Here is a 13,494-nt window from a genome sequence, read left to right on the forward strand (position 1 = left end):
AGGGAACATGACGCAGCAGGTAGCAACAGTTTATAAACCACGACATCATGTGCGTGTCGTGACGGCCACTTCACTATTTGACGGCCATGACGCTTCCATCAATATCATGCGCCGTATCTTACAAGCTACGGGCGTGGAAGTTATCCATCTCGGACACAACCGATCCGTGCGGGAAATCGTTGACGCCGCTATAGAAGAAGATGCTCATGGGATTGCCGTCTCAAGCTATCAGGGCGGCCATATGGAATTCTTCAAGTATATGGTGGACCTTCTCAAAGAGAACCAGGCCGGGCATATTCAGATTTTCGCCGGGGGCGGAGGGGTCATTGTCCCCGATGAAATCAAGGAGTTGCAGGCTTACGGGGTTACCAAGATCTATTCGCCGGAAGACGGGGCTACTCTGGGCCTTCAGGGAATGATCAACGATATGGTCTCCCGAATGGATGTTCCGATCTTTGATCTGGAAAAAATCGATGCGCAGATCGTGACAAAGGATCAAAAGGCCACCGTGGCGCGGCTCATTACGGCGATGGAACTGGCAAAGATTCATGAAAATGGGCATCTGGCAAAACTCAGGGCCGAAATTCAGCGTCGAATCGGGTCGAAAACCGTGCCGGTCCTGGGCATTACCGGTACGGGTGGGGCCGGAAAATCCTCCTTGACCGATGAGCTGGTGCTGCGTTTTCTTCATGACGTGAAAAATATTCATGTGGCCATTATTTCCTGTGACCCCTCCCGGCGTAAGACGGGCGGCGCTCTTTTGGGGGATCGTATTCGCATGAACGCCCTGGGCGATCCGCGGGTCTATATGCGCAGCATGGCCACACGGGAGGCACAAAAGGAAATCTCCGAGGCATTGGTTGACGCCATCAATACGGCAAAAGCCGCGGGATTTGATCTGATCATCGCGGAGACGGCCGGCATCGGGCAGGGAGATTCCATGATTGCCGATATGGTGAATGTTTCCCTCTATGTGATGACCAGTGAGTTCGGCGCGGCGTCCCAACTTGAAAAAATCGATATGCTTGATTTCGCGGATATCGTTGCCGTCAACAAATTTGAAAAAAGCGGCAGCGACGATGCCTTGCGGGATGTTCGAAAGCAGATTCAACGAAACCGGAATGCCTTTGATCAGCGGGCCGAAGAGATGCCGGTTTTCGGCACAATCGCGGCCAAATTCAATGATGACGGGGTCAACGCCCTTTATCACGCGATTCTCGAAAAAATTTCGGAAAAAACCGGCGTGACCTTTACGCCGGGTATTCCGAAACCAGCGGGAAAGACCTCTTCTTCAAAGACCATCATTATACCGCCCGAACGGGTGCGATACCTGTCCAATATTTCCGATGCGGTTCGTGCCTATCATCAAAAGACCGAAACCCTGGCCGAAGATGTCCGGCAGGTGTGGCATTTGAAGGAGGTGGTTCGGGGATTTGAGGAAAAAGGAGATGCGCAGGTTCTGGCACAACTTAAAGCCGCTGTGGCGGCGGCCGAAGGTCGAATCGAGGCCGAGTGTCAGTCACTCTTGCGCGATTGGGAGGAGATTCGCCGGGATTACGCCAATGACGAGCTGGTTTATTCGGTTCGCGGCAGAGAGATTCGTCTTCCCTTATTTACCAAGTCCCTTTCTCATTCGAGAATTCCTAAGATCGCGTTACCGCGATTTAAAGATCCCGGAGAAATCTACCGCTGGATGCGAGAAGAAAACCTGCCGGGCCGTTTTCCCTACACGGCCGGCGTGTTTCCCCTGAAGCGGACAGATGAAGACCCCACGAGAATGTTTGCCGGTGAAGGGGGCCCCGGGCGCACCAACAAGCGGTTTAAGCTGCTTTCCGGCAGCTATGAAGCCAAACGGCTCTCAACCGCTTTTGATTCGGTGACACTGTATGGCCAGGACCCTGAGATTCAGCCGGATATTTACGGCAAGGTCGGCAACTCCGGCGTGAGTATTTGTACCTTGAATGACGTGAAAACCCTGTATGACGGGTTTGACCTGTGTGCCCCCAATACATCGGTCTCCATGACGATCAATGGCCCGGCGCCGATCATTCTGGCCATGTTTTTGAATACGGCCATTGATCAGCAGGTGGATAAATACCGGGCCGAAAATGGGAGTGATCCGTCCGCTGAAACCTATGAACGGATTGCCGCTCAGGCGCTGAAAAGCGTTCGCGGTACGGTTCAGGCCGATATTTTGAAAGAAGACCAGGGACAGAATACCTGTATTTTTTCCATCGATTTTGCTCTCAAAATGATGGGAGATATTCAATCCTATTTTATTGAACAAGAGATCCGGAATTTTTATTCAGTCTCCATATCGGGGTACCATATTGCCGAAGCAGGTGCCAACCCCATTACGCAATTGGCGTTTACCTTGGCCAACGGGTTTACCTATGTTGAATATTATCTGTCCCGGGGCATGCCGATCGACAGTTTTGCTCCCAATCTCTCCTTCTTTTTCTCAAACGGAATGGATCCGGAGTACACGGTGATTGGGCGGGTGGCCAGACGCATATGGGCGATTGCCATGAAAAACCTGTACAACGGCAGTGATCGATCCCAGATGCTCAAATACCATATTCAAACCTCCGGCCGCTCCCTGCACAGCCAGGATATTCAATTCAATGATATTCGCACCACCTTGCAAGCGTTGTGCGCCGTTTATGACAACTGCAACAGCCTTCACACCAACGCCTTTGACGAGGCAATTACAACACCCAGCCCCGAATCGGTTCGACGTGCGCTTGCCATTCAGTTGATTATCAATCGGGAATGGGGCCTCGCCAAAAATGAAAATACGCTTCAGGGCAGTTTTATCGTGGAAGAACTGACGCGGTTGGTAGAAGAGGCCGTTTTGGCGGAGTTTGATCGTCTTACCGTCAGAGGTGGCGTGCTGGGAGCCATGGAAACCGGATATCAGCGAAGCAAGATTCAAGAGGAATCCCTGCATTACGAGATGCTCAAATGCGGTGGCGAGTTACCGATTATCGGGGTCAATACCTTTAGAGACGCCAACCTCGATCCTAGCGGTGTCGGGTGCGGCCTGGAGCTTGCTCGGGCCAGTGACGCAGAGAAAGATTCTCAGTTGGAACGGCTCGCGCAATTTAAAGCGCAAAATGAAGCATATGTTTCCGAGAAGCTTGAAAGGCTGAAACAAGTGGCCCTGGCCGGAGGAAATATTTTCGCCGAATTAATGCAGACGGTCCGGGTTTGCTCGTTGGGACAGATCAGCCGCGCGCTGTTTGAAGTGGGAGGAAGATATCGACGAAATATGTGATCCCCTCGTAGAGGGATGTTCGAGTCTGCATGAATTTCTGAAGGAGTTGGAATGTTGTTGATGTGCTTTCGGAATCCCCTGACGGAATACTGAAGGGAAAAGTACTTAAAAAGATGGCGAGTTAAAGGAAACGTGTGAAAAGGTAAGTTTGTTTTATCGACGCGGTGTTCCGACCGGGGCATCCGTCGGATAATCTTAAGAGATGTTTGCTTTTTCCGATTGGGGGGGTCATATGGGTGATGTGAAAGAATTGATTGAAGACATACTCAACCTGGAATGGGATATGTTTCAGAATGTGAAAAGTGAAACGCCCGCGTCCTGTCAGCAAATGCCTGATAATTTTCGAAGAATCCGGGGCAGTTTGTTTGAAGTCTGGAATGAGGAAACCTTGGAATCCTATCGGCTGGATTTACAAAAGGCGGCCCTGACGGGAGACAATTTGCTCACCCTGAAATATGCGCGCATGGACAATCGCATTGCCCCGTTGAAAGGTGAAGATAGTCTGAAAAAAATACGGGAAATTGTTGAAATCGAGACGCGGTGGCAAAGCGAAATTCAACAGAAATTCCCCACCATTTACAATAGGATGGGGCGCAGTACCGACCAAACAGGGGATGGCAGTAATTTTTCCATCTATCTGGCCTGCGAACTGGAAACCCATGGCGATAAAACAATTGACCTGTATCACCAAGGCATTAAAAGAGCCGAAAGCAATCAAATCAACTTGGCGTTGAAGAGTCTTGAGATTCTTTTACAAAAAGGGGGCTATCGAGACCTTGCGCATGCTGAGAGTCATCTGGCTGGCAAGGGCGTATAGCGCCCATAGTGATAACATCGAAAATATTTGGAGGTTACGTACGCAATGAAGTTTAAACACTTATTTTCGCCGATTAAAATCGGCAACATGACTGTCAAAAACCGTATCTTGATGCCTGGTATGGGCGTGAATTTTGGATGTAATGAAAACAACGGCCATCTGGAAGACCAGATTATTCAGTTTCTGGCGGCACGTGCCAAAGGCGGCACCGGTATGATCATCATGGCCGGCGGAGCCATTGACCCGACCGGTATGGACGTCGACAGCCAGCCCATGATGTGGCGGGATGATATCGTTCCTTCCATCCAAAAACTGGCCGATGCCATTCATCCGCATGGTGCAAAGATTGGTATGCATCTCTATCACTCCGGCGGGCAGAGAAACAACGAAAACAAGGTGGGACCTTCGCCGGTAGCCGCGCTGGCGGTGGTAAAAGGCGCGCCGCGCGAGTTGACCGTACCCGAAATCAAAGACTACGTGAAAAAATATGGCGAATCCGCCCTTAAGTGCAAACAGGGCGGACTCGATTTTGTGGAAGTGCATGCCGCACACGGTTACTTGATTTCCGAATTTTTCTCCCCTTATTTCAACCAGCGAACCGATGAATACGGCGGATCTTTTGAAAACAGAGTCCGTTTTATGCTTGAAATTGCTGATTCCATTAGAGATCATGTCGGTAACGATATTGCGTTCGGTGTTCGGATCAACGGCGATGATTACATGAAAGGCGGCTGGGGGCTCGATGATGCGAAACGATTGGCGCCGCTGCTGGAGCAACACGGCGTGGATTACGTGCACGTCAGTGCCGGCGTTTACGGCACCGCACCGTTGACCATTGCGCCGATGTATGAGGATGACGGCTATCTGGTTTATTTGGCCGAGGCTATCAAAAAAGAGGTTTCCATTCCCGTTTGCACGGTCGGCCGAATCAAGGATCCGGCGTTTGCGGATAAAATCATTGCTGAAGGCAAAGCCGACTTTGTCGCTATCGGGCGGCCGCATATTGCCGATCCGGAATTTGCCAACAAGGCGATGGAAGGCAGATTGCAGGATATTCGGCCGTGTCTCGGATGCTGCCTGGGATGTATCGAACGCGTTCTCAATGATGAACCCGCGTCCTGTGTGGTCAACCCCGAGGTTGGCCGTGAATACAGCCTGACAGAGTTGAAAAAGGTTGACAACCCCAAAAACGTCCTGATCGTCGGCGCCGGCCCCACCGGATTGCATACGGCAATGCTGTTGGGAAAACGCGGCCATAAGGTCACCATTCTGGAAGAAAACGACCATGTGGGCGGCAATTTGAAGGCGGCCGGCAAGCCACCGAAACGTGCTATATATGAGGATTTTCTGGAATACCTCAGACGAGAGGTTTCGAAACAGAAAGTGGAAATCCGGCTGAACACCGAAGTTACCGAAGAGGTGATCGATGAAATCAAGCCGGATGTGGCTGTCGTTTGTTCAGGTAGCAAACCGGCCATTCCGCTCATGAAGGGCCTCTTTACCTCCGATATGGATGTTCATACCGCAGTAGATATTCTTGAGGGGAAAACGGTTACCGGCGATAAGGTTATGGTATTGGGGAACAACAATGTTTCCCTGATGGTAGCCGACTATCTTGCCGAGAGAGGCAAAGAGGTTGTGGTTCTGGGCCGAAAGAGAACCTTTGGCGAGGAAATGTCCGGTGCCGACCGGTTCTATCTGAGGACCCGACTGGCCAAGGCGAAAGTGAAATTGATGAAGAATGTATCGGTCAAAAAATTTGTAAAGGGCGGTGTGTTGGTGACCGTTGACGGTACCGATGCCGAGCTGAGCGGCTATGATGATGTCGTGATCTCGGAAGGGATGGATGCCGTCAGAAAACCAGCGGAATTGTTCAAGAAGAAAGATGTGGAAGTCCATGTGATCGGGGATGCGAAGAGCCCGAAAAATCTCATGGACTGCATCGCGGAAGCCGATGATCTGGGCAGAAGCTTGTAACAGCCGCATTAGCTATAAATACTGAAAAAGGCCGATGGACCATTCGTCGGCCTTTTTTATTGAATCTTTATTCAAACAGATCGTCAACCGGCAGGGGGCCGTCGGCCTTTTTTCTCGTGAAAATGATTTTGTATTGATCTTCTGCGCCCTCGTAGCAGGTGGTGCATTTGTTGCCGGTGATGGGGAAGTCGGAGGGGGCCGGTTCAACCACAAAGGGTTCCAGATGAACCTCATACCCTGTTGCTTCATAAAGTGCGACCGCTTCGCTTAAACGGGGCTCGCTGGCCGTAAACTGACGGGTCCAGCCCTCACGTTCAAGCGTTTCGATATGGGATTCATTTTTGTTCATGGAAAAAATACTCCTAACCCGGCGAAGCCGGATTGCTGGGAAGCTGGGATGCCGGGATGCAAAAAAAGGCATCTCACACCTTCTGTGAAGATACTTCTGATAAAGGGTTTGAACCAACGAAGGATTCTGGCCATGCCAATCACGTTAATTGGTGATGCCATTTATTGCATATGATTTTATAAACGAGGAGGGTGCCGTGTCAATAAAAACAGTGGCGGTAATCGGCAGCGGATTGATGGGCCACGGCATTGCCCAGGTGGCCGCTATGTCCGGGCAGGAAGTATCCTTAATCGATATTTCCGATGACCTTTTGACCCATGCCATGACGAAAATTGGTGCGAGCCTTGAGAAGCTGGAGCGTAAAGGAAAATTAACAACCAGCTGCCGGGAAATTGAAAAACGGATTCATCCGCGCACCGATATTAAGACGGGCGTTCTAAATGCGGATTTCATTATCGAGGCCGTGCTTGAGGATATAACGATTAAGCAGAATATCTTCAGGGCCGTGGAAACCCACGCGCCGGACCATGCCATTATTGCCACCAACACGAGCGGGTTATCCGTTACCGCGATCTCCGATGCCATCGAAAACAAAGAAAGAGCCATCGGCATGCATTGGATGAATCCGCCACAGCTTATGAAGCTGGTTGAGATTGTCAGGAGCCGGTACACGACCGAGCAGACATTTAAGACCACGCTTGAACTTTGTGCCGGGTATCACAAAGAGACGGTATTGGCGCAAAAGGATGTGTGGTACTTTCTGGCCACGCGAGCCCGCGCCGGTTTTTCCTTTGAGGCAAACCTGATGTATCTGCAACGAAAAGCGAGCGTTGTCGAGATAGATACTTGCATTCGCAACCAGTTGGGGCTTCCCATGGGGGAGTTTGAGCTGATGGATCTAACGGGCGCGGTGGATATTCGGACCAAGGGAATGCAATCGACCGAGGCAATATTGAAAACAACCCCCGAATTTGAGCCATGGCCGGCATTTGTGACTGTTCATCGGTACCTGGTGGATAATTTGTGGGGCCCCATGAGTGCAAAGGGCCTGAGCGGTGTAAAAACCGGGAAAGGCTTTTATGATTATAAAGAGAGTAAACTCAACAGGGCGGGGATAGCCGAAGAAAAAAGTCCCAACCCCATTCATCCGCTGGAAATTCTTGCGCCGGGGTTAAACTGCGCCGCTTGGTGCGTCACAAACGGTGTCGGCAGCGTTGAGGATGTGAATAGAACGTTTCGGTTTGCGTTTAATTGGCCCAAGGGCATATTCGAGTATATTGATGATTACGGCATTGATAGGGTATTGGCGGTATTGAGAGCAAAACGGGAAACGGCGCTTGAAGTGGTAAAGGATTTCTACCAGGCAGACCCGTTGCTGTTGAATTGGCCGAAATAATCCCAATTGAAACCATAGAACCAACCGGAGCGCTTTTCAGATCGTTGAAAACCGGTGGAGATGGAGGGGAAGAATGGCGGAGCGGAAGACCGTTTTAGGCATTGTCGGAAGTCCCAATCCGAAGGGGCGGACCCATCAACTGGTTACGGCTGCCTTGCACGGCGCCTCAAATGCTGGCGCACCGACCGAATTGATTCAGTTGTCGCAATTTGTGGTGGCGGCGTGTAAGGATTGCCTTCCCTATGTTTGTAAGAATACGAAAAAATGCAAATATGAGGACGCGGCATTTGAATACCTGAGTCAAAAAATACTGAACTGCGGCGCGTTAATTCTGGGCGCCCCGGTTTACTGGTGGGACACCAGCGGCCTGGTGCGATATTTAATGCTCAAGATGTTCAGAGTGTTTGCCTTCTCGTCGCCCAGTGATGGGTTGCCGGCTTTTGGCATTGCCATTGCGGGCGGTTCGGGAAACGGCCTTGTATCTGGGCTTCGGCCGCTGTATCACTTTTTTCAAGTCATGAAAATGCGGGTGCTCGAACCCGTTCCCGCGACGCGCTTTAATTTTAACGAAGCGCAACTTCGTGCCGGTGAACTTGGCGTTCAGATTGCCGGAATGGCTGAGACGCGCAGGCCCTTTAACGGAAGGGAAGAATTATGGGAGCTGTACGATGCGCTGCCCTATATTGGCCTTAATCGTGCCGCTGAACGACACCTTTTGGCATCTCTTGCCGCCATCAATACAGCAGGAGAATTAGGAAATGAGGTGCTTTCAGGCCTTGCCAAATCGGATGCCTTGGCTGCTGCGGGGCAAACGCGGGCGGCATTGTTGGAAACCACCCGGGTGTATGAAGCCGGCATCAAGGCGTATGACAGAAAACATGAAAATAAACCACATTAACAGCAAATTGCTTTCGAATTCCAAAAGGATGTGAAATGATTGTTTCGAGTAACGCCCCGCATAAAACCAAGATGATCATTCCTTTTTCGGATGTGGATATGTCGGGCATTGTGTATACGGCCCGGTTGGTGGACTATATGTTAAAGGGGTGGGAGGATTACTTCAGATGTATTGGCATCCCGTGGCAGAGTTTTGTCGGCGGCCCCGTGTTTAGAGGTCTTCCGGTCATTGATCTCAACACCAAGTTTCTTTCACCCGGGTACTTGGGAGATGAAATTGAAATAGAGACGCTCATCAGTAAAATCGACCGGCGCCGGATTTTTTTTAAATTCTCCTTGAAAAACCTTTCAACCGGTCGGGCGATGGCAACGGCGGGCATGACGACCGCCGCCATCGGCATGGATTTCAAATCATGTCTGATCCCCGATTTTATATTGACGGCCATTACCGGGAAATGATAGCTTCACTTTCAGCAACAAGAACAATCGTAATGGCGGGTTGCGTTACCGCGACATTCATTGCGGTGGCATTATTGGTGTGCAATCCTCTATCCATTAGGGTCCTGAATAAACCCATCACCTGAAGATTATAATGAAATGGTCATAGGCCTGCATGCGTGAAGGGGTCATTTAGTGCCGTGCCATTGACAGAAACGGAGAAGAAATGCTTGCAAATTACGGCTATCAAGATGCTTCCGGTACTTTTGTTATTACTATCGATACGGAAAAGTGTAACGGGTGCGGCGATTGTGTATCGGCCTGCCCGGCCAATGTGTTTGTCGTCATCGATGAGGATCCTAATGACCCGATGCGGGATGAGCCCGTTGCGATTATAGAAAAAGAAAAGAAAATAAAGCTCAAATATGAATGCAATCCATGCAAGCCCACAACGGATCGACCGCCCTTGCCCTGCGTCACAGCTTGTAAAACCAATGCAATCTCTCACTCTTGGTAGACATGATGGTGCGCGTCTGAGATAGATATGACACGCAGATGCGTTGTCGATAGTGGTGTGTTTTGCCCTGCTCGTTGGATTTGGGTTGGCTTTCAGGCTCCGGCTTTGTCGGCTCCGGTGGTTTCCCTTCGGCAGCATTTTTTCAGGAATTCGTGGAGTGCGCGGTTGAAGCTCGCCGGGTCCGTGGTGTTGGACATGTGACCTGCGCCTGGAATTTCGTGGTGTGTGGCATGCCTTATTTTAGTTGCCATGTAGCCAGCGGCATTTCGATAATGTTTGTCGTGCTCACCAACGATCACAAGGGTGGGCACGTCAATGTCGGGGAGCGCATTGATTACCCTATCGTCCCGTTGCGTCAGCATGCCGCGGGCCGCATAAATCAGGCCAATGGCATCCCGGTGAAGCGATACATCAATATCTGAATAGTGTGATAGCACTTTCAGCCCCTCTTGCTCGATTTTTTTTGCTTGTCGTTCAGCAATACGGTTCCAATCCGCTCTGACTTTGTCACTGCGATAACCCGGACCACAAGACACGAGAACAAGCCCTCGCACTCGTTCCGGGTGTTTGATACAAAAGGCCAGAGACATATACCCGCCCAGGCTATGTCCAACCAGAATGGCCCGGCCGGCGCCATAATAATCAAGCAACGCGGCCATGTCATCCAGCGTCGCCTGTTCGCTGTAGAGTGCTGAATCACTCGGGGAACTGCTGCGGCCATGCCCGCGCATCTCCCAACTGACAAAACAATAGCCGTCGGGCGGCTCTTTCAGTTGCTCGCACCACATCTCACCCGTGGCCATGTAACCGTGAGAAAAGAGGACTATTTCCCCTTCTCCACGGGACTGGTGAAAAATTTCAGCTCCTTTGGTTTTGAGCAGTGGCATTTTCGGACCCTTTCGTTCGGGAACTGTTTGTTGATCATTATTATCGGGCGCCGAATATATTTGAATGAATACCGACGATACATTCAAATTATCTTGAAAACGGAAAAGCCGGAATGTTTTCACGCCCTGCAGAGGACGCTTATGATAATTCCAGTTTCGGTCATTCTCAACGATTTTTTTCCGTTCTCCAGCATCCCAGCATCCCAGCATCCGGCTTTGCCGGATTAGGCTACTCATCCAAGTGGGTAGGTTGTTGCGGTAAATCTGAACGCCGGGATTTTCGCGAATGACTGCTTGAAAGGGCGGTTTTTGTCGTGACCTCGGCATGCATGGGCATGCCCAGTTTTTTCATTCGGGCGTAGAGCGTGGTGCGTTTCATGCGGAGAATATCCGCGGCGCCGCCCGGTCCGCTGATACGCCCGCCGGTCGCCGCCAATACATGGGCGATATATCGACGCTGCAATTCAGTCATCGCCGGCATGTCCTCAAAAGCTTGAACTGATTGATGTTTTGTTACGGCGACCAGTTGCAACGCCAACTCGTTGTCGCTTGAAAGCAGGGCCACCCTTTCGATAATATTTTTCAGCTCCCGAATATTTCCCGGCCAGGGATATGTGAGCAAAGCCGAAACATCGCCGGGGGTAATGGGGGGCGAAGGGCGTTTCAGGCGTTTACACGAAATTTCCAGAAAATGCCGCGCAAACAAAACGATATCTTCTTTTCTCTCCCTTAGCGGGGGAATCTGCAGCGGAAGCACATTCAGGCGATAAAAGAGATCTTCACGAAAGCGGCCGGCCTGCACTTCTTTGGCGAGGTTTCGATTGGTGGCGGCAATCAAGCGAAAATCGCACTGATGAACCCGGCTGCCGCCGACGCGGGTAAACGTTTTTTCCTCCAGGACGCGCAGCAGCTTTGCCTGAATGGAAAGCGGCAGCTCTCCTACCTCATCCAGAAAAAGGGTCCCGTCGCCGGCGAGCTCCACGCGTCCAGGTTTCAGGCGGTCCGCGCCGGTGAAGGCGCCTTTTTCGTGACCGAAAAGTTCGCTTTCAATGAGGTTTTCCGGTATGGTCGTTGCGTCGATGATGACGAAGGGGCCGTTCTGACGCGGGCTGTTTTTATGGACCCATCTGGCCATCACTTCTTTGCCGACGCCGGTTTCGCCCTGAATCAGAATCGGGAAATCCGCTTTGGCGATGCGGCGGGCTGTTTTTTGCACCTCCCGGAAAGCAGCGCTTTGCCCAATGATTATTTCTTCCGAGGGAGTTCCCTGGTCGACTATGGTTTCAATCGCCCGGCTTTTTTTCTTAAATGTGGACAGGTAATATTTATATATTCGATGGAACAGGGTCTCAATGTAAGTTTTTAGAAGACCTAGAGTGTTATCATTCAGAAAATCAAAGCAGTCCAAAAGAGCGGAGTTGTCATGGTATAAGGCACACCGGTGGCCATTTTCTAGTTTAAAGGGCAGGCAGAGCACTGCGACCATCCTGGAGAGGGGCGGGGGGGCGTTTGTTATTGATATTTTGTTCAATAGGGGGCTGTCTTTGAGAATGGCCTCCTTTATCAGTTTCAACTGCGGTTTGAAATTTTCCGAGGCAGTTTCGATTTCGGTCAGGTTAACGGCGCCTATGAGTTGCGGTTTTTCCTTATCAATTTCTTCAATATCCCCCTCAAATAAAAAAAGCCCACCCCGCTCGGCGCTGAAAAACCAATTGGTGGACATTACCGTGCGACTGAGCAGCATTTTTATATCAGAGGCGGGCGCCACCTTTTCCATGATCTCGGCAAATTGGTTTAAAACGATTTCCGGGGAAATAAAACTTTTAAGAAATGGTCCCTTGGAGACGTTTGCGATCAGCTGTTGAAGCTCATCGGGAAAAATGTGTTCCGCGAAGGCGGGCAGGCATCGCCATGCCTCGCGCGCATGCTCTTGGGCCTTATCCCGGGCCCCTTTTGACAGCTCCTGGCGGGCGATCTCGATTCGGGTCTTTGCCAGTTCAATTTTATATTCGGTTTGTTCCAGGTATTTCATGCTCTTGCTGAGATAGGATCGTATTTTATCGACAGGACCTTTTTGCATCGCGAGGCGTTTGGCAAGAATTCGCATGAGCCATCCCTTGGCTGGAATGCTCGGTCCATTTTTTATAAGCTGGGTTGCCGAATCAAAATTGCAAGTTGGTATTGGCGCTATATTTTGTTGCTCAAACTCAAGCAGCATGTCCATTATCCAGGGAAACGTAGAATATGGGGGTGCCAGATGCGATTTGCACACATTGTTCAAAATGCTTATAAAAAGATTCCGGGCTTCCATCAAATTTCCGCTTAAAAATTGATGATACGTCATAAACAAGTTGACCCAATAAAGGGCAAGCGTGTTGCCTTGTTCGGTTGCCAACTTTCGCGCAATGGTCAGATGGAAAAGGGCTTCTTTTTCTTTTCTGTGCCTCAGCAGCACGTAGCCGAGAACCGCTCTTAGTATGGTGGCTGCCCCCGAGAGTTCCTTTTGTTCCGCCTTTCTATGGAAAATATCCAGTATGGTGAATGCGCGATTGGACTGTGAAAAGGGCAGGACGGCAAAGCTGAAGAACACCGGCGCAAACGGGTTGATGAAATCGTTTCGGGCTGCCTGGGCTTGCTCCACGGCCGTTTCAAAATAGGGAATGGCTTTTAAATACATGCCTTGAATGAAGAAAAAAAGGCCGATATAGGCAGCCGCTTGGTTTAGAATGTCGGTGTCGCCAAGCGTTTCAACGGCCTGCTTGCCGGCTGAAAGTGCCTTCAGTGCCTCGGCGAACCTGTTGGAAAGGTAAAGGAAGAGCCCCCTATGCATATCGATCAGCGATAGCGAGCGCCTATCTCCCAGCGCCTCGGCAATAGTACGTACTTTTTCCAATATCGGCAGGATGTTGTCAAAGCCTTTCCCATTGGCGAAACACAGC

Annotated in this window: 10 protein-coding genes; 7 read left to right on the forward strand and 3 right to left on the reverse strand. The window is 50.6% G+C overall.

The features are described 5' to 3' along the window. The first annotated feature begins 7 nt into the window (after positions 1 to 7). From RBT11_19540 to RBT11_19550, 3 genes are all read left to right on the forward strand, one after another. Positions 8 to 3,277, forward strand: coding sequence for a methylmalonyl-CoA mutase family protein (locus RBT11_19540; GenBank protein ID MDX9788977.1), 3,270 nt, complete (start codon positions 8 to 10; stop codon positions 3,275 to 3,277). Between the two features lie 232 nt (positions 3,278 to 3,509). After that, the gene (locus tag RBT11_19545; GenBank protein ID MDX9788978.1) at positions 3,510 to 4,094 is read left to right on the forward strand and encodes a DUF4125 family protein; all 585 of its coding nucleotides are present in this window, start codon (positions 3,510 to 3,512) and stop codon (positions 4,092 to 4,094) included. A 45-nt stretch (positions 4,095 to 4,139) separates the two neighbouring features. Next, positions 4,140 to 6,071: an FAD-dependent oxidoreductase gene (locus RBT11_19550; GenBank protein MDX9788979.1), complete on the forward strand. Its 1,932-nt coding sequence runs from the start codon at positions 4,140 to 4,142 to the stop codon at positions 6,069 to 6,071. A gap of 67 nt (positions 6,072 to 6,138) precedes the next feature. Here RBT11_19550 and RBT11_19555 read toward each other — a convergent pair whose 3' ends face one another. Next, positions 6,139 to 6,420 carry a hypothetical protein gene (locus tag RBT11_19555; GenBank protein ID MDX9788980.1) on the reverse strand — a complete coding sequence of 94 codons (282 nt, stop codon included), beginning with the start codon at positions 6,418 to 6,420 and terminating at the stop codon, positions 6,139 to 6,141. Positions 6,421 to 6,616: 196 nt separating this feature from the next. On the opposite strand from RBT11_19555, the gene RBT11_19560 reads away from it, so the two are divergent. The 4 genes from RBT11_19560 (at position 6,617) to RBT11_19575 (ending at position 9,668) form a co-directional block, all read left to right on the forward strand. Then, positions 6,617 to 7,816 carry a 3-hydroxyacyl-CoA dehydrogenase NAD-binding domain-containing protein gene (locus RBT11_19560; GenBank protein ID MDX9788981.1) on the forward strand — a complete coding sequence of 400 codons (1,200 nt, stop codon included), beginning with the start codon at positions 6,617 to 6,619 and terminating at the stop codon, positions 7,814 to 7,816. A 73-nt stretch (positions 7,817 to 7,889) separates the two neighbouring features. Further along, positions 7,890 to 8,714, forward strand: coding sequence for a flavodoxin family protein (locus tag RBT11_19565; protein MDX9788982.1), 825 nt, complete (start codon positions 7,890 to 7,892; stop codon positions 8,712 to 8,714). 35 nt (positions 8,715 to 8,749) lie between these two features. Beyond that, complete coding sequence (locus RBT11_19570; GenBank protein ID MDX9788983.1) at positions 8,750 to 9,172, forward strand: thioesterase family protein; 423 nt, start codon at positions 8,750 to 8,752, stop codon at positions 9,170 to 9,172. A 205-nt stretch (positions 9,173 to 9,377) separates the two neighbouring features. After that, entirely contained in the window at positions 9,378 to 9,668 is a 291-nt protein-coding gene (locus tag RBT11_19575; protein ID MDX9788984.1) for a 4Fe-4S binding protein, read from the forward strand. Between the two features lie 92 nt (positions 9,669 to 9,760). Here the strand turns inward: RBT11_19575 and RBT11_19580 are convergent, their stop codons facing one another. Together RBT11_19580 and RBT11_19585 are read right to left on the reverse strand one after the other, a co-directional pair. After that, entirely contained in the window at positions 9,761 to 10,555 is a 795-nt protein-coding gene (locus tag RBT11_19580) for an alpha/beta hydrolase (GenBank protein MDX9788985.1), read from the reverse strand. 229 nt (positions 10,556 to 10,784) lie between these two features. Then, positions 10,785 to 13,494, reverse strand: a 2,710-nt coding sequence (locus RBT11_19585; protein MDX9788986.1) for a sigma-54 dependent transcriptional regulator, incomplete at its 5' end; no start/stop codon positions are given.

It is taken from the genome of Desulfobacterales bacterium, from assembly GCA_034003325.1.
GTDB lineage: Bacteria > Desulfobacterota > Desulfobacteria > Desulfobacterales > JAFDDL01 > JAVEYW01.